Annotated in this window: 19 protein-coding genes; 11 read left to right on the plus strand and 8 right to left on the minus strand. The window is 71.5% G+C overall.

Annotated features, from left to right (window positions below):
- Window positions 1-220: 220 nt before the first annotated feature.
- Complete coding sequence (locus ABZ370_RS22625) at window positions 221-1,330, plus strand: methyltransferase domain-containing protein (RefSeq protein WP_358623752.1); 1,110 nt, start codon at window positions 221-223, stop codon at window positions 1,328-1,330.
- Window positions 1,331-1,438: 108 nt separating this feature from the next.
- On the opposite strand, the gene ABZ370_RS22630 is transcribed toward ABZ370_RS22625, so the two are convergent.
- The 4 genes from ABZ370_RS22630 to ABZ370_RS22645 all read right to left on the minus strand — a co-directional run bounded on the left by ABZ370_RS22630 (window position 1,439) and on the right by ABZ370_RS22645 (window position 8,335).
- A complete protein-coding gene (locus ABZ370_RS22630) occupies window positions 1,439-5,281 on the minus strand; it encodes a multifunctional oxoglutarate decarboxylase/oxoglutarate dehydrogenase thiamine pyrophosphate-binding subunit/dihydrolipoyllysine-residue succinyltransferase subunit (protein WP_358623755.1) in 3,843 nt (1,280 codons plus the stop codon).
- A gap of 233 nt (window positions 5,282-5,514) precedes the next feature.
- On the minus strand, window positions 5,515-6,723 hold the full coding sequence (locus ABZ370_RS22635; protein ID WP_358623758.1) for an ATP-binding protein: 1,209 nt from the start codon (window positions 6,721-6,723) through the stop codon (window positions 5,515-5,517).
- The gene (locus ABZ370_RS22640; protein ID WP_358623761.1) at window positions 6,720-7,460 is read right to left on the minus strand and encodes a response regulator transcription factor; all 741 of its coding nucleotides are present in this window, start codon (window positions 7,458-7,460) and stop codon (window positions 6,720-6,722) included. Before ABZ370_RS22640 ends, ABZ370_RS22635 begins: the two co-directional genes overlap by 4 nt.
- Before the next feature lie 140 nt (window positions 7,461-7,600).
- Window positions 7,601-8,335 carry a spermidine synthase gene (locus tag ABZ370_RS22645; RefSeq protein WP_358623764.1) on the minus strand — a complete coding sequence of 245 codons (735 nt, stop codon included), beginning with the start codon at window positions 8,333-8,335 and terminating at the stop codon, window positions 7,601-7,603.
- Window positions 8,336-8,561: 226 nt separating this feature from the next.
- Between ABZ370_RS22645 and ABZ370_RS22650 the strand changes: the two genes are divergently transcribed.
- The 4 genes from ABZ370_RS22650 (at window position 8,562) to ABZ370_RS22665 (ending at window position 13,130) form a co-directional block, all read left to right on the plus strand.
- Entirely contained in the window at window positions 8,562-9,242 is a 681-nt protein-coding gene (locus ABZ370_RS22650; RefSeq protein WP_358623767.1) for a rhomboid-like protein, read from the plus strand.
- Between the two features lie 89 nt (window positions 9,243-9,331).
- Entirely contained in the window at window positions 9,332-11,740 is a 2,409-nt protein-coding gene (gene lon, locus ABZ370_RS22655) for an endopeptidase La (RefSeq protein ID WP_358623770.1), read from the plus strand.
- A gap of 143 nt (window positions 11,741-11,883) precedes the next feature.
- Window positions 11,884-12,477, plus strand: a complete 594-nt coding sequence (locus ABZ370_RS22660; RefSeq protein WP_358624108.1) for a Uma2 family endonuclease — start codon at window positions 11,884-11,886, stop codon at window positions 12,475-12,477.
- A 101-nt stretch (window positions 12,478-12,578) separates the two neighbouring features.
- The gene (locus tag ABZ370_RS22665; protein ID WP_358623772.1) at window positions 12,579-13,130 is read left to right on the plus strand and encodes an NAD(P)H-dependent oxidoreductase; all 552 of its coding nucleotides are present in this window, start codon (window positions 12,579-12,581) and stop codon (window positions 13,128-13,130) included.
- A gap of 82 nt (window positions 13,131-13,212) precedes the next feature.
- Here ABZ370_RS22665 and ABZ370_RS22670 read toward each other — a convergent pair whose 3' ends face one another.
- Together ABZ370_RS22670 and ABZ370_RS22675 are read right to left on the minus strand one after the other, a co-directional pair.
- Window positions 13,213-13,791 (minus strand): helix-turn-helix domain-containing protein, encoded by a 579-nt coding sequence (locus ABZ370_RS22670; protein WP_358623774.1) that lies wholly within the window; start codon window positions 13,789-13,791, stop codon window positions 13,213-13,215.
- A gap of 118 nt (window positions 13,792-13,909) precedes the next feature.
- Window positions 13,910-14,785, minus strand: coding sequence for a lysozyme (locus ABZ370_RS22675; RefSeq protein ID WP_358623776.1), 876 nt, complete (start codon window positions 14,783-14,785; stop codon window positions 13,910-13,912).
- 255 nt (window positions 14,786-15,040) lie between these two features.
- Here ABZ370_RS22675 and ABZ370_RS22680 point away from each other — a divergent pair, with 255 nt between their 5' ends.
- Window positions 15,041-15,526: a MarR family transcriptional regulator gene (locus ABZ370_RS22680; protein WP_358624110.1), complete on the plus strand. Its 486-nt coding sequence runs from the start codon at window positions 15,041-15,043 to the stop codon at window positions 15,524-15,526.
- A gap of 254 nt (window positions 15,527-15,780) precedes the next feature.
- On the opposite strand, the gene ABZ370_RS22685 is transcribed toward ABZ370_RS22680, so the two are convergent.
- On the minus strand, window positions 15,781-16,554 hold the full coding sequence (locus ABZ370_RS22685; RefSeq protein WP_358623779.1) for a protein phosphatase 2C domain-containing protein: 774 nt from the start codon (window positions 16,552-16,554) through the stop codon (window positions 15,781-15,783).
- Window positions 16,555-16,931: 377 nt separating this feature from the next.
- On the opposite strand from ABZ370_RS22685, the gene ABZ370_RS22690 reads away from it, so the two are divergent.
- From ABZ370_RS22690 to ABZ370_RS22710, 5 genes are all read left to right on the plus strand, one after another.
- Window positions 16,932-20,057 carry a nitrate- and nitrite sensing domain-containing protein gene (locus ABZ370_RS22690; RefSeq protein ID WP_358623782.1) on the plus strand — a complete coding sequence of 1,042 codons (3,126 nt, stop codon included), beginning with the start codon at window positions 16,932-16,934 and terminating at the stop codon, window positions 20,055-20,057.
- Window positions 20,054-20,539: a roadblock/LC7 domain-containing protein gene (locus ABZ370_RS22695; RefSeq protein ID WP_358623784.1), complete on the plus strand. Its 486-nt coding sequence runs from the start codon at window positions 20,054-20,056 to the stop codon at window positions 20,537-20,539. The genes ABZ370_RS22690 and ABZ370_RS22695 overlap by 4 nt, the downstream gene beginning before the upstream one ends.
- Window positions 20,536-20,940, plus strand: coding sequence for a DUF742 domain-containing protein (locus ABZ370_RS22700; protein ID WP_358623787.1), 405 nt, complete (start codon window positions 20,536-20,538; stop codon window positions 20,938-20,940). The genes ABZ370_RS22695 and ABZ370_RS22700 overlap by 4 nt, the downstream gene beginning before the upstream one ends.
- Before the next feature lie 4 nt (window positions 20,941-20,944).
- Window positions 20,945-21,586 (plus strand): ATP/GTP-binding protein, encoded by a 642-nt coding sequence (locus ABZ370_RS22705; protein ID WP_358623790.1) that lies wholly within the window; start codon window positions 20,945-20,947, stop codon window positions 21,584-21,586.
- Window positions 21,587-21,662: 76 nt separating this feature from the next.
- On the plus strand, window positions 21,663-22,916 hold the full coding sequence (locus ABZ370_RS22710; protein ID WP_358623793.1) for a styrene monooxygenase/indole monooxygenase family protein: 1,254 nt from the start codon (window positions 21,663-21,665) through the stop codon (window positions 22,914-22,916).
- A gap of 28 nt (window positions 22,917-22,944) precedes the next feature.
- On the opposite strand, the gene ABZ370_RS22715 is transcribed toward ABZ370_RS22710, so the two are convergent.
- Window positions 22,945-23,562: a hypothetical protein gene (locus ABZ370_RS22715; RefSeq protein WP_358623796.1), complete on the minus strand. Its 618-nt coding sequence runs from the start codon at window positions 23,560-23,562 to the stop codon at window positions 22,945-22,947.
- Window positions 23,563-23,628: the final 66 nt, after the last annotated feature.

The raw sequence follows: 23,628 nt of genomic DNA on the forward strand, positions 1-23,628 counted from the left end.
CAAGCCGGATTGTACCCATCATGGGGATACCTCTGATGGGGAATCGGGACCTTCCCCTGCAGCGGCACGCTGGTGACACGGGACAGACGAAGGGAACCAGCTCCATGGGCAATCACGGGAAGCCGTCGGCGCCGAACCCGCAGCCTGGGCCGCCGTCGCCACGGGACAGCGACGGCCAGCATCCGGATGTGTCGAAGCCTGGAGGTGGGACGCACCGGAAATGAGCCCCGATGAGTTGCGGGCACAAGCCGCCGAGGCGCTCGACGACCTGGAAGGGTTCGCTGAGCCGTGGATGCGGGAGGTGTTTCTCAAGGTCCCACGGCATGCCTTCGTCCCCGACACGGTATGGGTGTGGCGAGACGACGCCTACCGCCCGCTGCGTGCCGCCGACGACCCCGGCGCCTGGGCCGCGCTGGTCCACGATCCGCTGGCGTCCGTCGTCACCCAGGTCGACGACGGGGCGGCCGGGACCGAGGGCACGCTGCCGACCAGCTCCATCAGCGCTCCCAACGCCGTGTTCACCATGCTCGCCGCCGCAGATGTACGCCTCGACATGCGGGTGTTGGAGATCGGTACCGGTACCGGCTACAACGCCGCCCTGCTGTGCGAACGGGCCGGTGCGGCGAACGTGACGTCGGTCGAGGTGGACGCCGGGCTCGCGGAGGCGGCCGCCCGGCGGCTGGCCGAGGCCGGGTATCACCTCCGGGTGGTGGCCACGGATGGTGAGGGCGGCTGGCCGCCCGAGGCCCCGTACGACCGGGTGCTGTGCACGGCCTCGCTCCAGCGGGTTCCCTTCGCCTGGGTGGAGCAGACCCGTCCCGGCGGGCTCGTCGTCACGCCGTGGAAGACGACGCTGCAGCCGCACGGGATGGTGCGCCTGCGTGTCGCGGTCGACGGCGTCTCGGCGAGTGGCCACTTCGATCAGCCGATGTCCTTCATGGATCTGCGCGGCCAGCGGCGGCCGGACAACCCGCTCCATGAGGTGTACTCGGCCGCCTCCTGGGAGGAGAGCCGCGACAGCCGGACCGACCTCGATCTGTCCTTCCTGGACATGAGCTTCCACGCGCGCTTCGCCCTGGGGCTCCGGCTTCCCGGCGTCCACTGGGACGGCGACGGGTGGCTCGCCACCGCCGACTCCTGGGCGTATGTGCGGGACGGCGGCGTCCACCAGTGGGGGCCACGCGACCTGTTCGGCGAGCTGGAGCGGGCGTACGAGTGGTGGCGCGAGGCCGGTTCGCCGGAGCTGTACGCCTTCGGCCTCACTGTCACCGCCGACCACCAGACCGCCTGGCTCGGCAGCCCCGACAGCGGCCGGTCCTGGGCTCTGTAGCGTGTCACGGTCGGCCTTCCCACGCCGACTGCTCGCCCGTCACTTACGCCGGAAGGCCCGGCTCCCGCGCATCGCGGGGGCCGGGCCTTCCGGTACGGGCAGGAGACCTCAGATCTCGAAGGCCTCGCTCACCAGCGCCTGCTGCTCCGTCTGGTGCCGCTTGTTCGACCCCACCGCGGGCGAGGACGAGTGCGGGCGCGACACGCGGACCAGCCGCGTGGCCGCCGGGACGTCGGCGCCGACCGACAGCTCCAGGTGGTCGATCAGGTTGAGGGCCATGAACGGCCAGCCGCCCTGGTTGGCCGGTTCCTCCTGCGCCCAGACGAACTTCTCGACGCCCGAGTACTTGGCGATCTCGGCCTGGACCTCGGCGCCCGGCAGCGGGTAGAGCCGCTCCAGCCGGATGATGGCCGTGTCCTTCGCACCGCGCTTCTGACGCTCCGCGTCGAGGTCGTAGTAGACCTTGCCGGAGCAGAAGATCACCTTGCGGACGCCCGCCGGGTCCACCGTCTCGTCGCCGATGACGGGGCGGAAGGCGCCGGAGGTGAACTCCTCGGTCTTCGAGGCCGCGGCCTTCAGACGCAGCATCGACTTCGGGGTGAAGACGACCAGCGGCCTGTGGTGCGGGTTGTGGACCTGCCAGCGCAGCAGGTGGAAGTAGTTCGACGGCAGCGTCGGCGCGGCGACCGTCATGTTGTTCTGCGCGCACAGCTGGAGGAAGCGCTCGATCCGGGCCGAGGAGTGGTCCGGGCCCTGGCCCTCGTAGCCGTGCGGCAGCAGCAGCGTGACACCAGAGGTCTGGTTCCACTTCTGCTCGGCGGACGAGATGAACTCGTCGACGATGGTCTGCGCGCCGTTGACGAAGTCACCGAACTGCGCCTCCCACAGGACCAGCGACTCCGGGCGGGCCAGCGAGTAGCCGTACTCGAAGCCCATCGCCGCGTACTCGCTGAGCAGCGAGTCGTAGACGTTGTAGCGGGCCTGGTCGTCGGTGAGGTAGAGCAGCGGGGTGTAGTCGTCGCCGGTCTCGCGGTCGACGAGCACCGCGTGGCGCTGGCCGAAGGTGCCACGGCGGGAGTCCTGTCCGGCGAGCCGGACCGGGGTGCCCTCCATGAGCAGCGAGCCGATGGCGAGGGTCTCGCCCATGCCCCAGTCGATCGTGTCGTCCTCGATCATCGCCGCGCGCCGCTGGAGCTGCGGGAACAGCCGCGGGTGGACGGTGATCCGGTCGGGGACGTTGACCTGGGACTCGGCGATCCGCTTGACGACCTCCTGGGAGACCGCCGTGTTCACCGCGACCGGGAACTCCGGCTGCGGCTCGGGGACCTCGGGCTGGGCCGGGGTCGAGATGGCGTCGCGGACCTCGGTGAAGACCTTCTCCAGCTGGCCCTGGAAGTCCTGCAGCGCCTGCTCGGCCTCTTCGAGTGTGATGTCGCCGCGCCCGATCAGCGACTCGGTGTAGAGCTTGCGCACCGAGCGCTTCTTGTCGATCAGGTCGTACATCAGCGGCTGGGTGAAACCGGGGTTGTCGGTCTCGTTGTGGCCGCGGCGGCGGTAGCAGATGAGGTCGATGACCACGTCCTTGTTGAACGCCTGGCGGAACTCGAAGGCCATCCGGGCGACGCGGACGACGGCCTCGGGGTCGTCGCCGTTGACGTGGAAGATCGGCGCCTCGATCATGCGCGCCACGTCGGTGGCGTACATCGAGGAGCGGGACGCCGCCGGGGCGGCGGTGAAGCCGACCTGGTTGTTGATGACGATGTGCACGGTGCCGCCGGTGCGGTAACCGCGCAGCTGCGACATGTTCAGCGTCTCCGCGACGACACCCTGGCCCGCGAAGGCCGCGTCCCCGTGGAGCTGCACCGGCAGGACGGTGAAGTCCGTGCCGGCCTTGCCGATGATGTCCTGCTTGGCGCGGGCGACACCTTCGACGACCGGGTCCACCGCCTCCAGGTGGGAGGGGTTGGCGGTGAGCGAGACCTTGATCTGCTCGCCGTCGAGACCGGTGAAGGTGCCCTCGGCGCCCAGGTGGTACTTGACGTCGCCGGAGCCGTGCATCGACTTCGGGTCGAGGTTGCCCTCGAACTCGCGGAAGATCTGCGCGTACGACTTGCCGACGATGTTGGCGAGGACGTTGAGGCGGCCGCGGTGGGCCATGCCGATGACGACCTCGTCCAGCCGCGACTCGGCCGCCGCGTCCAGCACCGCGTCCAGCAGCGGGATGCTGGACTCGCCGCCCTCCAGGGAGAACCGCTTCTGGCCGACGTACTTCGTCTGCAGGAACGTCTCGAACGCCTCGGCCGCGTTGAGGCGGCGCAGGATGCGCAGCTGCTCCTCGCGCTCCGGCTTGTCGTGGCTGCGCTCGACGCGGTCCTGAATCCACTTGCGCTGCTTCGGGTCCTGGATGTGCATGAACTCGATGCCGGTGGTGCGGCAGTACGAGTCGCGCAGCACGCCCAGGATGTCGCGCAGCTTCATCATGGTCTTGCCCGCGAAGCCGCCGACCGCGAACTCGCGCTCCAGGTCCCACAGGGTGAGCCCGTGCTCGATGATGTCGAGGTCGGGGTGCTTGCGCTGGCGGTACTCCAGCGGGTCGGTGTCGGCCATGACGTGGCCGCGGACCCGGTAGGCGTGGATCAGGTCGAAGACCCGGGCCGCCTTGGTGACGTCGTCGTCGTGGCTGACGTCGATGTCCTTGAGCCAGCGGACCGGCTCGTAGGGGATGCGCAGCGCCTTGAAGATCTCGTCGTAGAAGTCGTTCTCGCCGAGCAGCAGCTGGTTCATGACCCGCAGGAACTCGCCGGAGGCGGCGCCCTGGATCACGCGGTGGTCATAGGTGCTGGTCAGCGTCATGACCTTGGAGATGCCCAGCTTGTTCAGGGTGTCCTGGGACGTGCCCTGGAACTCGGCCGGGTACTCCATCGCGCCGACGCCCACGATCAGGCCCTGGCCGGGCATCAGCCGCGGCACGGAGTGCACGGTGCCGATGCCGCCGGGGTTGGTGAGGGAGGCGGTGACGCCGGTGAAGTCGTCCATCGTCAGCTTGTTCGCGCGGGCGCGGCGGACGATGTCCTCGTAGGCCTGCCAGAACTCGAAGAAGTTCAGCGTCTCGGCCTTCTTGATCGCCGCGACGACGAGCTGGCGGTCGCCGTTGGGCTTGACCAGGTCGATGGCGAGACCGAGGTTGATGTGCTCCGGCTTGACCAGGGTCGGCTTGCCGTCCTTCTCGGTGAACGAGTGGTTCATCGAGGGCATCGCCTTCAGCGCCTGCACCATGGCGTAGCCGATGAGGTGCGTGAAGGACACCTTGCCGCCACGGGCGCGCTTGAGGTGGTTGTTGATGACGATGCGCTGGTCGAACAGCAGCTTGACCGGAACCGCGCGGACCGAGGTGGCCGTCGGCAGCTCCAGCGAGGCGTTCATGTTCTTCGCGACGGCGGCGGACGGGCCGCGCAGCGTGACCAGCTCGGGACCGGCGGCGGGCTCGGCCTTCGCGGGCTTCGCGGAGGCCGTGGGCTCGGCGGGGGTCGGCTTGGCCGGTGCGGGCTTGGCCGGGGCCGGAGCCTTCGCCGCGGGAGCCGCAGGGGCTGCGGGAGCCGCCGCGGCGGGCTTCGCGGGCGCCGGGGCAGGCTTCGCCTCCGCGGGCTTGGCCGGGGCCGGAGCCTTCGCGGGCTGGGCCGCGGCGGGTGCCGCCGCGGTGGGAGCCGGGGCAGCGCCTCCGGACGCTCCCTGTGGTGGCGCGGCCACCGCGGAGCCGGTGTCCTGGCCCGGCTTGTAGTCGGCGAAGAAGTCCCACCAGGCTCGGTCGACCGAGTTCGGGTCCTGGAGGTACTGCTGGTAGATCTCGTCGACGAGCCACTCATTGGGTCCGAAGGCAGCGGCAGGGCTAGTTCCCTGCCCGTCCTGCTCGTCGGTCGAGACGCTCGAGGTGTTGGGGGACTGTGGCGACACGGCGGTAACCGCCCTCTTCCGCTTCACAAGGTGGTGGACAGCGGGAATAAAGGCTACGCCCCTTGACCCCTTACGTGCAGGCCGCACTGGTCAACGTCGTCTAAGTCACACTCATCGGCGGGTTTCAGCGCATGGCGTGGCGGGAAACACACGTGGTTCCGCTGTAACCGTCCGGGATGTGGGTACGCAAAAGTGCACCCACACCGCTCAGATGTGCGCTTCCGTCACCGACTTTACGTCAATTTTGATCTCTGGACGTCCCCCGGAAGGGTGACTTTGATCCGGCAGCCCCGAGGGGATTCGGCCACCCCGATGCGTCCGCCGTGCAGATCGACCGCCCAGCGCGCGATGGCCAGCCCCAGGCCGGTCCCCCCGTCGCTGCCCTGGCCGGGCCGTGGGCGGGTGCCGGACGCCGGACCCTGGAGGTTGGGGGAGAGGCTGCCCCGGTTGAAGCGTTCGAACACCCGGTGCCGCTCCGCCTCCGGGATGCCCGGGCCCTCGTCCATGACCTCCAGCTCCAGGCCCCCCGGCCCCTCACCGCGCCGCGCCCGCACACTGACCCGGCCGTGCGCCGGGCTGTGCTTCATCGCGTTGTCGATCAGGTTGGCCATGACCTGGTGCAGCCGCTCGGCGTCCGCGTACGCGGTCAGCTCCGGCGGGGAGACGTCGAGGTCGAGATGGACGTCCTTACGGGTGTGCTTGCCCGAACCCGCGTCCGCCCCCTTGGCCATGCTGGCCTCCTTGAGGATTCCGGCCAGATACGGCCAGACCTCGAAGGTGCGCGCGTGGAGCGGCACCACGCCGTTGTCCAGCCGCGACAGGTCGAGCAGCTGTTCGACCAGGCGGCCCAGCCGCTCGGTCTGGCGCAGCGCGACCCGCATCGTCTCCGGGTCCGCCTCCGAGACGCCGTCCACGACGTTCTCCAGCACTGCCCGCAGCGCCGCGATCGGCGTGCGCAGCTCGTGCGAGACGTTGGCGACCAGCTCCTTGCGGTGGGTGTCCACCGCCTCCAGATCGGCCGCCATCCGGTTGAACGAACTCGCCAGGTCGCCGAACTCGTCCCGGCGCTGGGCCGCCCCTACCCGCTGGGTGTAGTCACCGTGCGCCATCGCCTGGGTGACCTCGGTCATCTCGTCCAGCGGCGCGGTCAGCCCGTGCGCCACGAACTGGGTGATCAGCAGCGAGGCGATGATCGAGAAGACCGTGATTACGCGCAGCTCGGTGTCCGAGTGCATCGCCGCGAACACCAGCAGGGTCGTGATGATGACCGACCCGATGACCAGCGCGCCCAGCGCCGCCTTGACCGAGCGGTACGGGTCGAACGGCCGCAGCGCCTCCCACACCCGGCCCCAAGTGCTGCGTATCCGCTCGCTCCGGGGCAGGCTCCGGACCCGCCGGAGGTGCCGGTCCAGATCCCACGGGGTCCCGGGAGGCTTCGTCATGCCGCGGGCGTCTCCAGGGCGTAGCCGACGCCGTGCACCGTACGGATGCGCTCCGCGCCGATCTTCCGGCGCAGCGCCTTGATGTGGCTGTCCACGGTCCGGGTGCCGGAGGCGTCCGCCCAGTCCCACACCTCGGCCAGCAGCTGCTCCCGGGAGAGCACCGCGCGCGGGGTGTTCGCCAGACAGACCAGCAGGTCGAACTCGGTCGGCGTCAGATGGACGTCCGAGCCGCGCACCCGCACCCGGCGCTGGGCGTGGTCGATCTCCAGCTCGCCCAGCCGCAGAATCCCGCTGCGCGGGGTGTTCGCGGCCAGCGCCGCCCGTTCGACCCGCCGCAGCAGGACGTGCACCCGGGCCGCCACCTCGCGCATCGAGAACGGCTTGGTCATGTAGTCGTCGGCGCCGACCCCGAGGCCCACGAGCATGTCGGTCTCGTCGTCCCGCGCGGTCAGCATCAGGACCGGCACCGGCCGCCGCGCCTGCACCCGGCGGCAGACCTCCAGCCCGTCGAAGCCCGGCAGCATCACGTCGAGGACCAGCAGATCGGGCTGCCACGCCTCCGCCGTGTCCACGGCCGCCGGGCCGTCCGCGGCGGTCTGCACCTGGAATCCCTCGGCGCGCAGCCGGGCCGCGATGGCGTCCACTATGGTCGGGTCGTCCTCGACGACGAGGATTCGGCGCTGCGCCCCCGGGGTGGTCGTGGCGCCCCCGTTGTGGCCGTTGTGCATCTGCTCCATACGCCCGCCCCTGCGTCGTTCCCGTGAATCCGCGGCCGCCTACCGTTCGCGCGTGTGTCGAAACCCACGCCTCCGCGCCTGGTCACTTCCCGGCCACTTTTCGTAGGCAAGCAAGCGTAAGGGCAGCCTACGCGGCTCGGCTACGCGCCTCGAACCGCGAGATGCACCACGTCGGGCACACCCCGGGCAACGGTGATCTCTTCTGTACGCACCTGTGTGAACCCGGCATTCCGGAGAGCCCGCTCGAACGCGGGTGACGGCTGGGCCGACCACACGGCCAGTACGCCACCGGGGGTGAGACGGTCCGCGCAGGCGGCGAGCCCGGCGGGGGAGTACAGCCCGTCGTTGTCCTCGGTGACGGTCCAGTCGGGGCCGTTGTCGATGTCCAGACACAGCACGTCGTAGGGTCCCGCACCCTCTTCGGCGGTGCGCAGACGCTCCACCAGATCGGCGTGGACGATCTCCGCCCGCGGGTCGGACAGCGCCTCGCCGGACACCGCGGCCAGTGGCCCGTCCCGATGCCAGTCGATCACCGCCGCCTCCCGCTCGACCACCGTGATCCGCCCCCACCGCGGCTCGGAAACCGCCTCGACCAGCGAAAACCCCACACCGAGGCCGCCGATCAGCAGCGCGGGGGAGGGGCGGCCGGGCGGCAGCGCGCCGAGCGCGGAGCGGATCAGCAGGCGCTCGGAGCGGCCGTCGGCGGTGTCCATCAGGAAGCACCCATTGGCGATGATCTCGAAGACGGCGTCGTCGCCGCGGCCGCCCTCACCGGCGCCGCCGCCCCGCCGCCGCAGCACGACCTCGCCGTAGGGCCCCTCCCGGCGGTCGACGGTCACCGGCCGGTCGTCGGCGATGTCGTACGGCGACTGCATGGGGCAGGCCTCCCGGGCTTCCTCGCGTGCGCTGACGCGCTCATCCTCGCGCCGTGGCGGGCCGTGGTCCAACCAATAGATGTGGCGCAAATGTGGCGGCAAATGTGGCGGCCTTCACATCGCGCGACGGGTGAGATGACTCATGGGCCGGTCGTTGTTGAGAGGTCTGCGTGGATATACGCCGCACCCGCGCGGGGCGGGGATACGCGGATGACACCACACGCCCGTGACGAGTGAAGACGAGGAAAAGGGGCTCGCGATGACGACATCGGCGTCACCGGCCCCGGTGTGGCCCCGGCTGAGGAGCCTCCTGCCCGACCTCACCGCGGCGCCGTTCACCCTCTGCTACTCCCTGATCCTCCTCGGCACCGGCCTCTACGCCCACCTCGGCGACCCCCGCACCGTCCACGCCCTGCTCACCGTCTCCAGCACCGACGTCGCCCACCTCTCCCAGCGGCCGCTGCTGACCCTGCTGGCCAGCGGGCTGTGGGTGGTGGGCGGCATCACCTCCCCCTACCTGGTCGTCTTCCTCCTCGTGCTCGGCGCGCTCGAACGCCGCGTCGGCGGGCTGCGCACCGCCGGGGTCTTCCTGCTCGGCCACGTCCTCGCGACGCTGCTCACCGAGATCCCGGTCGCCGCGTCCGTCGCCGTCGGCCAGCTCCCGGACAGCTCGCTGCGCCGCCTCGACTACGGCGTCAGCTACGGCCTGGTCGCCTGCGCGGGCGCCCTCGCCGGACTCCTGCCGCCCCGCCCCCGCTGGGCGCTGACCGGCGGGATCGGCGCGGTACTGATCGCCGGAAGCCTGGTGCGCGCCGACCCCCTCACCGACTGGGGCCACGCCCTCGCCCTGCTCATCGGCATCACCTGCTGGCCCTACGCCCGCCGGGCCGCTCAGCGGCGCGGGTGATCGCTCACAGCGAACACGGTTCCGGGAACACCTGAGCCCTTCTCGGCATTGAGTCTGCATAGCTCAACTTGCCTGCCGAAGGGGAGATCATGGCTTCGCTGTCCACACCGCTCACCCTGCCCGTGTTGCCTCTCGATGACGAGGTCGTGCTGCCCGGCATGGTGGTGCCTCTGGACCTTTCCGATACCGATGTACGCGCCGCGGTGGAGGCCGCGCAGGCCGCCGCGCGGACCGATGGCGGGAAACCGCGGGTGCTGCTGGTGCCGCGTGTCGACGGGACGTACGCGGGCATCGGCACGCTCGGCACCGTCGAACAGGTGGGCCGGTTGTCCGACGGTGATCCCGGGGCGCTCATCCGCGGGGTGCGGCGGGTGCGGGTCGGGGCCGGGACCACCGGGCCCGGGGCCGCGCTGTGGATCGAGGGCACCACGGTCGAGGAGATCGTGCCCGATCCGCTGCCCGGTGCCGTCACCGAGCTGATGAAGGAGTACAAGGCGCTGGCCACCAGCTGGCTGCGCAAGCGCGGCGCCTGGCAGGTCGTGGACCGGGTGCAGGGGATCGACGATGTCTCGCAGCTCGCCGACAACTCCGGATACTCGCCCTTCCTGAGCGTCGCCCAGCGCGTGGAGCTGCTGGAGACCGCCGACCCGGTGGCCCGGCTCAAGCTGGCCGTGACGTGGCTGAGCGAGCACATGGCCGAGCAGGACGTGGCCGAGTCGATCGCCAAGGACGTCCAGGACGGCGTCGACAAGCAGCAGCGCGAGTTCCTGCTGCGGCGGCAGATGGAGGCCGTGCGCAAGGAGCTGGCCGAGCTGAACGGCGATCCCGGGGACGAGTCCGACGACTACCGGGCTCGCGTCGAGGCCGCCGATCTGCCCGAGAAGGTGCGCGAGGCGGCGCTGAAGGAGGTCGACAAGCTGGAGCGGGCCAGCGATCAGAGCCCCGAGGGCGGCTGGATTCGCACCTGGCTGGACACCGTCCTGGAGCTGCCGTGGAACGAGCGCACCGAGGACGCGTACGACATCCCCGGCGCCCGGGCGGTGCTCGACGCCGACCACGCGGGCCTGGCGGACGTGAAGGAGCGGATCACCGAATACCTGGCGGTGCGCAAGCGCCGCTCCGACCGCGGCCTCGGAGTCGTGGGCGGGCGGCGCGGCGGTGCCGTGCTGGCGCTCGTCGGCCCGCCCGGCGTCGGGAAGACCAGCCTCGGCGAGAGCGTGGCCCGCGCGATGGGGCGGAAGTTCGTCCGGGTCGCGCTCGGCGGCGTCCGCGACGAGGCGGAGATCCGCGGCCACCGGCGTACGTACGTCGGCGCGCTGCCCGGCCGCGTCGTACGGGCCGTCAAGGAGGCGGGTTCGATGAACCCGGTGGTTCTCCTGGACGAGATCGACAAGGTCGGCTCCGACTTCCGCGGCGACCCGGCCGCGGCCCTGCTGGAGGTCCTGGACCCGGCGCAGAACCACACCTTCCGGGACCACTACCTGGAGGTCGAACTCGACCTGTCCGACGTGGTCTTCCTGGCCACGGCCAACGTCCTGGAGGCCATTCCGGAAGCGCTGCTGGACCGCATGGAGCTGGTGCGTCTGGACGGCTACACCGAGGACGAGAAGGTCACTATCGTCCGCGACCACCTGCTGCCCCGGCAGCTGGAGCGCACCGGTCTGGAGCCGGGCGAGGTCGAGGTGGCGGACGAGGCGCTGCGCAAGCTGGCCGGGGAGTACACCCGGGAGGCGGGCGTACGGACCCTGGAGCGCTCGATCGCGCGGCTGCTGCGCAAGGTCGCGGCCCAGCACGAACTGGGCGAGCGCGAGCTGCCGTTCACGGTGGGCGTGGCGGAGCTGCGTCCGCTGATCGGGCGGCCGCACCACACCCCGGAGTCCGCGCAGGACCCCGCCGAGCGCCGCACCTCCGTCCCCGGAGTGGCGACCGGGCTCGCGGTGACGGGCGCGGGCGGCGACGTGCTGTACGTGGAGGCGTCGCTCGCGGACGCCGAGACGGGCGGCGCGGGGCTGGCCCTGACCGGCCAGCTGGGTGACGTCATGAAGGAGTCCGCCCAGATCGCCCTGTCCTTCCTGCGCTCCCATGGCGCGGAGCTGGAGCTTCCGGTCGGCGATCTGAAGGAACGCGGCATCCACCTCCACGTCCCGGCCGGTGCGGTGCCCAAGGACGGCCCGAGCGCGGGGGTCACCATGACCACCGCCCTGGCCTCGCTGCTGTCGGGCCGCCAGGTGCGGCCGGATGTGGCGATGACGGGCGAGGTCTCGCTGACCGGGCGGGTGCTGCCGATCGGCGGCGTCAAGCAGAAGCTGCTGGCGGCGCACCGGGCCGGGGTGACCACCGTGATCATCCCCAAGCGGAACGAGCCGGACCTGGACGATGTGCCCGCCGAGGTTCTGGAGAAGCTCGACGTCCACCCGGTCGCGGACGTCCGCCAGGTCCTGGAGCTGGCCCTCCAGCCCGCCTCGGCGAACGCCCCGGAGGTCCCGGTGGCGGCGTGACGGACGCCATCGGTGGCCGTGGCCCGGAACCCCGTGTCGAACGGGATTCCGGGCCACGCGTGACCTGGCGCCGTGCGTATCGTTGGACTAACCGGTCGCATGCGTATGGGCGTGCGGCGGGGAGGAGCGGCACAGTGACCGTCATGGAGATTGCTCAGATCGACACTGGCAGGATCGAGATGGCCGACAGCAGCGACGAGCTGACCTTGGACGCGATGTTCGAGGCGCTCGAGAAGATGCCCGTCCCCGAGGGAGTCAAGGTCGAGATTGTCGAGGGGAACATCTTCATGTCGCCGCAGCGGGACACCCACTGGGAGATCATCCTGGATATCGTCGAGCAATTGCGGACGATGTACCCGCGCAGGCGGATCAAGTCGGATGTCCGCATCGATTACCCCGGCCACCTCAATGGTTTCGCGACCGATGTGACGCTGCTGGCCGACGGGGCCGCCAAGGACTCCAAAGGGCGTTGGCGCTACCAGGACGTCGAGTTCGTCGCCGAGGTGATCTCGAAGCGCACGGGCACCAACGACTACGGCTCGAAGAGGGCGACCTATGCGGAGGCCGGAGTCCCCGTCTATCTGATCGCCGACCCGTACACCGGCAGGTGTCGTCTGTTCACCGAGCCCAAGGGCTGCGAATACCTCACCGAGCTGTCCGTTCCCTTCGGGAAGGAACTCAACCTGACGGACGTCGTCGGCCTGACGCTCAAGACCGACGAGTTCCCCCGGGACTGATAGGAGCAGGAGGCAGACAGGTCTGTCTGGTAGCTTTGGCGGCGAACCAGACAGACCTGTCTGTTCGTATGTCGTTCCCAGCTTCCCAGCGGAGGAAAGCCGTGCGCACTCTCGTCGTCTTCGCCCACCCCGACCTCGCCGCCTCACGCGCCAACGCCGCCCTCGCCGAGGCCGCCCGGCCGGTGGACGGCGTCACGTTCCACGATCTGTACGCCGCCTACCCGGATCTGAACATCGACGTCGAGCGCGAGCAGCGGCTGCTGCTGGAGCACGACCGGATCGTGCTCCAGTTCCCCTTCTACTGGTACTCGGCGCCGCCGCTGCTGAAGAAGTGGCTGGACGAGGTGTTCCTGTACGGCTTCGCGTACGGCACGAACGGCACCTCGCTGCGCGGCAAGGCGCTGCTCGTCGCCACCACGACGGGGGGCGCGGAGGAGATGTACCGGCCCGGCGGGTTCAACCGCTTCACGGTCGTCGACCTGCTCAAGACGTTCGACGCGACCGCGAACATCTCCGGGATGGCGTACGAGGAGCCGTTCGTCGTCCACGGCACGCTACGGCTGGACGACGCGGAGCTCGCCGTGCACCAGGAGCGCTACCGCGCCCTGCTGGCGTCCGGGGTGCCGCGCGAGCGCGATCTCGCCGTCGCGTAAGGCGGAAGGGGAGAGAGGAAGGGTCCGGTCGCTCGTACGCGACCGGGCCCTTCGCCGTATCCGATCGCCGTATCCGAGGGGGCTACACCCGCGCCGGGCACGCCTCCGCGATCAGCGCCCGCGCCGCGTTCCGTGCCGCCTCCGCGATCTCCGGCCGGGGCTCCAGCGCCGCCGCGGCCATCGCGCCGTCGACGAGGAGCGAGATCCGCAGGGCGAGCTGCGCGGGGTCGTCGGCTCCGGCCGCCCGGGCCAGCTCGGTCAGCCAGGCCCGTACGGTGCGCTTGTGCTCGGCCGTCGCGGTGTGCGCGGCGCTGCCCGGCTCCGTCTCGCCCGCGGTCCTGGTGAACGCGCAGCCGCGGAAGCCGTCCCGCAGGGTCGCCGCGCTCAGCGCGTCGAAGAGGCCGGTGAGCTGGTCGCGCGGATCGGGCCCGGCGGCCTTGGCGGCCCCGGTCAGCGCCCCGCGCCAGAAGGTGTCCGAGGTGCGCAGATAGGCCAGGACGAGGTCTTCCTTGCAGCGGAAGTGGGAGTACAGCGTCGCCTTGGCCACGCCCGACTCGGCGATGATCCGGTCCACTCCGACGCCCCGAATCCCATGGGCGTTGAACAGCTCGGTCGCCGTGGACAGGATGCGGTCGTGGGCGGAGGGGCGGATGCCGCTCATGATCATGCTCCTCGGGAGGGGCCGGGGGTACGGCCGGTGCCCTCCAGCGTACAGACAGACCTGTCCGTGCACTGGAGGGCGAGGAGCGCCGTGTGTGGGGGGCGTCGTGGCCGTCGGCTCAGCCGTTGGCGAGCGCCTTCAGCCGGTCGATCGCGCCGTTGAACAGGTTGTGGTCGCCGACCGTCGGGCCGGAGGAGGTGTACTGCCAGATGGTCTGGAAGTCCCAGCCCGCCGGCAGCTCGCCGACGGAGGAGCCGTAGCGCGGAATCCACAGCGGGTTGACGCCGCCGAAGGCGCTGGAGTTGCCGGTGCAGGTCTTCCACCAGCTGGTGGAGGTGTAGATCACCGGGTCGCGGCCGGTGAGCGACTTGTAGGTGCTGGTGAAGTCCTTGATCCAGCTGACCATCGCGCTGGTGCTCTTGCCGTAGCAGGTGGCGCCGTAGGGGTTGTACTCCATGTCCAGCGCGCCCGGCAGCGTCTTGCCGTCCTTGCTCCAGCCGCCGCCGTGGTCGACGAAGTAGTCGGCCTGGGCGGCGCCGGAGGAGTTGTCCGGCAGGGCGAAGTGGTACCCGCCGCGGATCATGCCGACGTTGTACGAGCCGGTGTACTGCTGGGCGAAGTACGGGTTGGTGTAGCTGGTGCCCTCGGTCGCCTTGACGTAGGCGAACTTGACCCCGCTGCTCCAGAGGGTCGACCAGGCGACGTTGCCCTGGTGGCTGCTGACGTCCACGCCTTCTACGGTGGCGAGCAGGTCGGACGGGGGCTCGCCGGTCGTGGAGCCGCCCTCGTGTTTGAGAATCTGCGAACCCGCCCAGTCTTCCTCGGGGTGGAGGGGGACGGCCTTCGTGCCGCCGCCCACCGCCGGGTCGTCGTCGGCGGACGCGGGGCCGGACAGTGCGAAGGTCGCGGTGAGGAGGGCGGTGAGGAGGGCGGCGAGCGTGCCGATCAGCGCGCTGGGGGTGCGCCGGGTCGGGCCGGATCTGTGCACAGGCATGGCGTGCCTCCGAAGCCTCGGTGGGGGGAGCGGGGGGATGTGATTGGAATGGCCATGTCAGGAACGACGCTACGGGCGTAGATGGGAAGGGGGAAGGGCCGGAGTGGGCTGCCGTTGGTCTAATCCTGCGAAATACTGAGGGAGCTGCGGTAACAGCCGCGCGTGCAAGAAAGTTTCACGATGTGAAAACCCGGAGAGGGCTCTGACGTGCACAACAACGGGGCAACGCCCCCCGAGGAGGGTGCGGGCGGCACCGTGGGCGGTATTGGTGTGGACCATGCGTTCCTGGCGCTGGAGCGCGAATTGGCGGTCTTCCTCCGCCGGGCCCGCGCCTCCTCGGGCGAATTGGCCCGCGAGGTCCACCCCGACCTGGAATCCGCCGCGTACGGGCTGCTGATGATCCTGGAGGACGCGGGGGAGCAGCGTGCGACGGACCTCGCGGCGTACATCGGTGTGGGCAAGGCGACGATGAGCCGTCAGCTGCGTGCGCTGGAGGGGCTCGGCCTGGTGGCCCGGGCGCCCGACCCGGCGGACGGCCGGGCCTTCCTGGTGCAGCTGACGGACGAGGGCCGGGCCCGCTTCCGGCGGGTCCGGGGCGCCCGGCGCGCGCGGTACGCCCGTCGGCTCGCCGCCTGGGAGCGCAGCGAGGTCGACGAACTCGCGCGGCTGCTGCACCGGTTGAACAGCACGCAGGAAGCCGACGAGCCCGGACAGGCGGCCCGCGCGGAGCGGGACCAGTAGGGCGCTCATGTACGTCAGGATCGGCGAGCCACGCCGATCCGGCGACGCGGGTGTGGCGACTGCGGTACCCGCCCCCTGAAGCCACCGCCGCCCAACCCCCACTGACGGCCCGCCGGACGAGGGCGGGCAACCCCGACCGGCCCCGCTCAGGCCCGCCGCCGCGCGTACGGCCGTCCGTGGGCCGTCGGGGCCCGACCCGCGAGGGCGGGGTGCCACGGCTCGGTGGGGCGGGGCTGTCGTGGGAGGGTGGTTCGTTACGGCTCGGCGAGGATCGCTGCCGCGTCGTCGTGGGTCTTGCCGCGGGGGAAGGCCGTCCGCTCCGGGTCGGCGTGCTCCGCCGCTCGTACCCGGTCGATCAGCGCCTGCGGCCCCTCCTTGCGCAGCAGTCCGAGGCAGGCGGTCCAGTCGCCCTCGTGGAACACCTCGACCCAGCGCGACGCCCCGTCGGTGAGGGCGGCCAGCGTCCGTACCTCCGGGCGCGGCAGGCTGCCGGTGACCGCCTTGGCGGCGACCGTGGGGTCGGCCGCGGCGGTGAAGAAGCCGCCCTCGGTGTTGCGCAGCGGGGCGACCCGGCGGCCCTCGGCGCGCAGCCGGTCGATGCGGTCGTCGAGCACGGCCGTCACCGCGCCCCCGGTCCGCTCGATGAGCAGGACGGAGTCGGAGAGCACCAGGTACTCGACCCGGTCCGCGTCCCAGCGCGCCACGACCACGGTCGCCTGGGGGGTGAGGGGGTGAGAAAGGTCACAAGTTGAACTATGTGCCTCGGCGGTGCGAGTGATCGCATACGCGAGGCAGTCGGCGAGCGTCGTGTCCCGCCGCGAACCGGTCAGTTCGAGCAGCGCGCCGCCGAGCCGGGCGGTGTACCAGGGCACGCCGTGGGCGCATCCGGAGTCGCCGTCGGGCGGCGGGGTCACCCCGTCCAGCACCACGAGCGCGCCGCCGTGTCCGGACGCGGGCAGGGCTACGGACGCGTAGTCCTCGTTGGGGCGCCGCGGGTCGCCGGGGGCGGTCGCGAGTTCGATGCGCATGCCATCAGTCTGCCGGACGGCAAGCGGTCGCTCCCGTTCCGGGCACGTGGCCGGGGCGTGGCCGGAAGGTGGCCGGGGACGGGGCCGGGGAGGTGGGCAGGGGGATGGGCATCCTGCCAGGACGGGCAAGCGTTTTCCAGCCCGGGAAAATCGGCCGCCGGGTATGGTCCGTGACGAAAGTTGGTGCTCAACTACGCAATGCGGTTCACTCGTTCGGGTGGGCCGGGTAGGTGATGCGTACCCGCTCCGGAGCCGTCCCTGGAAGGGTCGGAGTCCCTGCCGGGGGTGGGGAAACACAAGGGTTGATCCGTCGTCACCTCTGGAACCACAGCGGTCTGGAACCACAGCGGTCGGGCGAGAAAAGATGGTGAGCACCGGTGCGGAAGAAGCGGCTTCGGGGCACCAAGCGCAAGCACCTCGGTGAGCCCCGCGATCAGCACGAGCAGGGGGCGGCCGGGCCCCTTCCGGAGGCGGGGTCCACGCCGGAAGCCCCGGAACCGGCACAGGAACCAGCACCGGCACCGGCACAGCCGCCGCGGGGGCGCCCCGCGCGCGTCCGCAACCGGCTGACCGCCTCCGTCGCCCTCGTCTCCGTCGCCGTCCTCGCCGCCGGTGCCCCCGCCGTCCTCGGCGCCCTCGACGACGCCACCGAGGCCCAGCAGCTGGTCGACCTCGCCGAGACCAACCGCGGCACGGTGGCCCTCGCGCACTCCCTCGCCGACGAACGCGACGCCATGACCGCGTTCGTCGCCGCGGGCCGCACCACCGCCGCCGGCGGCGGCGTCTCCGAGAACCAGCGCGCCCGCGTCGACCGGCAGGTCCAGGAGGTGCGTGGACAGGTTCCGGGCGCCCTCGCCACGCTGCTGGACACCCTCCCCGAGATCCGTCAGCGGGCCCTGACCGGCAAGGGCTCCTCGCTCGACGTCTTCGACGCGTACACCGAGGCCGTCCAGGCGCTGAACCGGGTCGCCGACACCCTCGCCCGCAAGCTCCCGGCGGACGCCGACACCGGCCCCGCCCCCGCGCTCGCCCCGCTCGGCCGCGCCGTGGAGGAGGCGTCCGCCACCCGCGGGCTGCTGCTCGCGGCGCTCGCCGACCGCGACGGCCGGTCCCGGCTGACCGTGGCCGCCCAGCGCACCGAGGTGCGCGAGCAGTCCGCGCTCGCCGACTTCCGGCAGCTCGCCCCGGCCTCCGCGCGCGACGCCTACGACCGCACCGTCAACGGCACCGAGGTCACCACCGCCGAGCGCTACCTCGACCGGCTCACCGATCAGCCCCAGCTCTCCGGCCAGGACCTGTTCGTCGACAAGACCCGCCTCGCAGCGGCCCTGACCGCCCGCATCGACCGGATGCGCGGGGCCGAGTCCGCGCTCGCCTCCGCCGAGATCACCCGGCTCGGGCAGCTGCGCGACGACGACGTCACCGCCATCGAGGTGAGCATCGCGCTGGCCGGTGCCTGTCTGCTGCTCGCCCTCGGCACCAGCGTCCACAGCGCCCGCTCGATGACCCGCCCGCTGGCCGCGCTGCGGCTCGGCGCCCGCCGGGTCGCCGCCGATCCGGCCGCCGAGGAGCCGATCGCCTTCAAGGGCCGCGACGACGAGTTCGCCGACGCCGTACGGGCCGTCAACGAACTCCACCAGGCCGCCCTGCGCCAGTACGAGCGTCTGACCCGGCTCGACGGCGACCGCACCCGGCTGGCCGACGAGCAGCGGCGGCTGTCCGACGAGACGGCCGAGCTGCGCGCCGAACGGGACGCGGTCGCCACCCGGCTGGAGGGGCTGCGCGCCCGGGTCCACAGCAGCTTCGTCAACCTGGCGCTGCGCAGCCTCGGGCTGATCGAGCGCCAACTGGCGATCATCGAGTCCATGGAGGAGCAGGAGCAGGACCCCGACCGGCTCGAAACGCTCTTCCAGCTCGACCACCTCGCGACCGGCATGCGCCGCTACGGCGAGAACCTGCTGATCGTCGCGGGCTCCGAGCACCAGGCCGGCCACCCCGGCCCGGTGCCGCTGCTCGACGTGCTGCGCGCCTCGATCAGCGAGGTCGAGCGGTACGACCGGGTGCACATCCAGTCGCTGCCGCCGCACGCCCAGGTGGCCGGGTTCGCCGCGGACAGCGTCAGCCATCTGATCGCCGAACTGCTGGAGAACGCCACGGCGTTCTCGCCGCCGGACGCCGCGGTGCAGCTGTCCGGCTGGCTGCTGGAGAGCGGCGAGGTCATGCTCTCCGTCCAGGACGAGGGCATCGGCATGACGCCCGAGCGCCTCGCGGAGCTGAACGAACGGCTCGCCGACCCGGTCCCCGAGTACTGCCAGGGCCCGCAGCCGGACGACCCGCTGGGACTCGGCCTGTACGTGGTGACCCGGCTCGCCGCACGGCACGGCGTACGGGTGTCGCTGCGCGAGCAGCAGCCGGGCGGGGTGGCCGCCGTGGTCGTCCTGCCCGTCAAGATCCTTCCGGCGGGCCCGCCCGGCGCCGGACTCCCGCCCGCCCCGCCGGTCGCCGCGAGCGGCGCGCCCGGCGGCACCGGCCTGCCCGCCTTCCCGGGCGCCGCAGCCGAGGCCAACGGCAACGCCCTCCCGGTCCACGGCCGTCCGGCTGCCGCGGCCGGTGCCGGTGCCACAGAGGCGGAAAGTGCGGACAGTGCGGACGTTCCGGGCGTGGTGCCGGGCCAGCGCCGTCCGGTGGCCGCCGCGGCGGACTTCGGCGACGCGGACGACGGCGCGGACGGTACGGACGTCACGGAGCCCACCCCCGAGGCGGACGCGGGCCCCGAGACGGTGTCGTGGGCGGCCCGTGGCGAGGCCTGGGCGGGCATCGGGGACGAGGACCCGTACCCCATGGAGCCGACGCCGCCGCGCGGGCATCCGGCGCCCGGCCCGGGGGAGGAGCTGCCGGTCCTGCCGAAGCGCACCCCGAAGGCGGCGCCGGTGTCCGCCGACCCCGCCGAGCCCGTCGTGCCGGTCGGGCCCGTCGTCGAACGCACGATGGAGCTGACCGTGCCGGGCGGCGAGCAGCCGTTCGACAGCCGTCCCGTACGGCCCGCCGGTGCGGATGCCTGGGGCCCGTCCGAACCCGAGCGGCCGGAGCCGCGGGAGCAGCCTCACGACCCGTACGCGATCGGCCCCGACCAGCACTCCCGCGCCCCGGAGGCGACCGGCCAACTGCCCCGCACGGGCAAGGGACTTCCCAAGCGGACGCCGCAGAGCGTGGCCCTCCGCGACCCCGACCCGCAGGAGCGCACCGGGTCGGTGAACGCGGAGGAATTGCGGGCTAGGCTGGGCGGGTTTCAGCGCGGCGCGCGGGACGGCCGCCGGGACGCGGAGGCCGAGATCGCCGCACGCGGCACGGCAGAGCAGCGCGATACGGCAGAGCAGTACGGCACGGCAGAGCAGTACGGCACGGCCGAGCAGTACGGCACGGCAGGGCAGGCCGGGCAACGGGGCACGGCGCAAACGGGGGCGCAGGACGGTGGCGGCACGGTTGAGGAGGCACGCGGGTGAATGCGCCGAGTAGTACCTACGGGTTGAGTTCGGAGGCCCGTAATCTGCATTGGCTGCTGTCGAACCTGGTCGAGGAGGTGCCGGGGGTCCGCTCGGTGGCCGTCGTCTCGTCCGACGGGCTGATGCTGCTGTCCTCCGACGCGCGGCATGTCGCCGCTCCCGCGGGCCCGACGGTCCAGGACGGCCCGAAGGGTTCCACGGCCGACCTCGCGACGATCGTCTCGGGGCTGGGCAGCCTGACGCTCGGCGCGGCGAAGCTGATGGACGGCGGGGGCGTCAAGCAGACGGTGGTGGCGATGGACGAGGGCAGTCTCTTCGTCATGGCGATCAGCGACGGTTCGCTGCTGGGAGTGCACGCCACTCCGGACTGCGACATGTCCGTCGTCGCGTACCACATGGCGCTGTTCGTGGGCCGGGCCGGTCATGTGCTCACCCCCGAGCTGCGGTCCGAACTACGGAGGTCGCTGGAGTCGGCGCAGTGACGGCAGGGTCCGGCCGGGCCGCTCGCAGACCGGCCCGGGTGCGTCCGTACTCGCTCACCGGAGGCCGCACCCGCACGGGGCATGTGTTACTGGTGGAGACGTTCGTGGCGTCGCTGGAGCCCGCCGACGGGCCGGTGGACGGGCCCCCGGCCCCGGCGCCGGGCGGCGGTCCGGGGGCGCGGATGCTGCCGGAGATACGGGCCATCATCGACCTGTGCCGCAGGATGCGTTCGGTCGCGGAGGTCTCCGCGATGCTCAAGATTCCGCTGGGCGTGGTGCGGGTCCTGCTCAGCGACCTCGCAGATCAGGGAAAGATCCGTGTGTACGGCACCGGGCGGGGTCCCGGCCAGCCGGATCGCGCGTTGCTCGAAAGGGTGCTCGTTGGACTTCACAGACTCTGAGACGATGACGGTGACGCCGCCGCATGTGTCGGAGATACCCGGGGCCGGTATACCCGGCGCCGAAGAACGGCTTCAGAGCTGGCAGACGGACCGCTCACGGGCGCCGATCGCCACCAAGATAGTGATAGCGGGGGGTTTCGGCGTCGGGAAGACGACGTTCGTGGGCTCGGTCTCGGAGATCACTCCGCTGCAGACCGAGGCCCTGATGACGCGGGCCAGCGAGGATGTGGACGACCTCGGCGCGACGCCCGAGAAGCTGACCACGACCGTCGCGATGGACTTCGGGCGGATCACGCTCGAATCCGATCTGGTGCTCTATCTCTTCGGCACCCCGGGTCAGCAGCGGTTCTGGTTCATGTGGGACGACCTGATGCGCGGGGCGATCGGGGCGGTCGTGATGGCCGACACCCGGCGGCTGGAGGAGAGCTTCCCGGCGCTGGACTACTTCGAGAGTCTGGGCCTGCCGTACGTGGTGGCGGTCAACCACTTCGAGGGGACCCCGCGCTACGGCCCCGACGACGTCCGGGACGCACTCTCCGTATCGCCCGGGGTGCCGGTGGTGACCATGGACGCGCGGCAGCGGGTGACGGTGGTGGACGCGCTGCTCGCCCTGGTGGGCCACGCCGTTGACGTATCACCCGGGTGAACTAACCTCAGCTCCTCTCGGGGATTGGAATGCCCCGTTCCTCTTCCTGTCCCGAGCCTGAGAGAGAGTCACGGTCATGCGGAAGATACTCATCGTCGGAGCCGGACAGTCCGGCCTCCAACTCGCCCTCGGCCTCCAGGCCGAGGGCTACGAGGTCACCCTGGTGGCCAACCGCACGGCTGACGAGATCCGCTCCGGGCGGGTCATGTCCACGCAGTGCATGTTCCACACCGCGCTCCAGCACGAGCGCGACCTGAAGCTCAACTTCTGGGAGGAGCGGGCGCCGCGCATGGAGGGCCTCGGCGTGTCCATCGCCGGACCGCCGACCCCCGAGGGTCCGCACACCCGCGCCGTCGACTGGGTCGGGCGGCTCGACGGCTACGCCCAGTCCGTCGACCAGCGCATCAAGATGGCGGGCTGGACGGAGCTGTTCGAACAGCGCGGCGGCCAGCTGGTCATCCATGGCGCGTCCGTCTCCGACCTGGACTTCTTCACCCAGAGCCACGATCTGGTGCTGGTGGCCGCGGGCAAGGGCGAACTGGTCTCGCTCTTCGGCCGCGACGCCGCCCGCTCCCCGTACGACACCCCGCAGCGCGCGCTGGCCGTCTCCTATGTGCACGGACTCGGCCCGCGCCCCGAGCACCCGGACTACAGCGCGGCGCGCTGCAATCTGGTCCCCGGCGTCGGCGAGCTGTTCGTGATGCCGACCCTCACCACCAGCGGGAGCGCCGACATCCTCTTCTGGGAGGGCGTCCCGGGCGGTCCGGCCGATGTCTTCCAGGGCGTCACCGACCCGTCCGAGCACCTGGCCGCCACGCTGGAGCTGATGGAGCGGTTCACCCCCTGGGAGTACGCGCGGGCCACCAAGGTCGAGCTGACGGACGCGGGCGGCACGCTCGCCGGACGCTACGCCCCGACCGTACGCAACCCGATCGGCGAACTCCCCGGCGGCGGCCTGGTGCTCGGCGTGGCCGACGTCGTGGTCACCAACGACCCGATCACCGGCCAGGGCTCCAACTCGGCCGCCAAGTGCGCCGCCTCCTACCTGGACAGCATCGTCGCCCACGGCGACCGGCCGTTCGACGCCGCCTGGATGCGGGAGACCTTCGACCGCTACTGGGCGACCGCCCGGCACGTCACCAAGTGGACCAACGCGATGCTCGCCCCGCCCCCGGAGCACATCGTGCACCTGCTCGGCGCGGCGGGCGACCTGCCCCCGGTGGCCGACCGCGTCGCCAACGGCTTCAACGACCCGTCCGACTTCGAGCACTTCTTCTACGAGCCGGAGAAGGCAGCGTCCTACCTGGCCTCCCTCCCCGAAGGCCCCTGACCTCACGCCCGAGGCGGCCGGTCGCCCCCTACTCGCTCAGCCCCACGAGCCCCCAGCCCCGCCGGGCGGCCTCGGAAAGGACGCGGCCCCAGTCGTCCAGCAGGCCGGTGAACTCGTCGAAGTCGCCGACCCAGCGCCCGGGCGCGGCGGCATGCTCGTCGAACGCCCCACGCAACCCGTCGAGCCGGGGCCGTACGTCCTCCCACACCGCGGCCAGTTCCCGCACGCTGTCCGGCGACCTCGCGAGCAGCACGCCGTAGGTGACGGCGGGGTCATCGCAGAAGAAGCCCCGATCCACGTGGACCGCCTCACCGTCCAGCCCTCCCCAGACCAGCCCGAGCAGCAAGGCGTCCAACCCGGCCCGCACCGGCGGGTCGGCATGGTCGCGTACGGACTCCCACCGCTCCCCGGCCCAGAAGTGCGCCTTGAACGAACCACAGGTGCGCCAGAACTCGTAGACGGCGAAGAAGGCGCCGTTGGGCCCCCGCGGCCACTTCCAGTCGCCTTCGACCACCGGCGCGTCGTGATCCCACAGCCCGGTCTCGTCCGCGTACCAGGCACCCCGCAACCGCGACAGCCTCTCCCCGGGCGGCGCCTCGCCCAGCCATGACCAGTCGGCGACCAGCACCGTGATGTCCAGCCCCATGCCCGTGAGAGTACGCGGGGATGCGGGGGCCGAGGTGAGTATCCGTACGGATACGTGCCGCCGCGG

Source organism: Streptomyces sp. NPDC005962 (genome assembly GCF_040629205.1).
Lineage (GTDB): Bacteria > Actinomycetota > Actinomycetes > Streptomycetales > Streptomycetaceae > Streptomyces.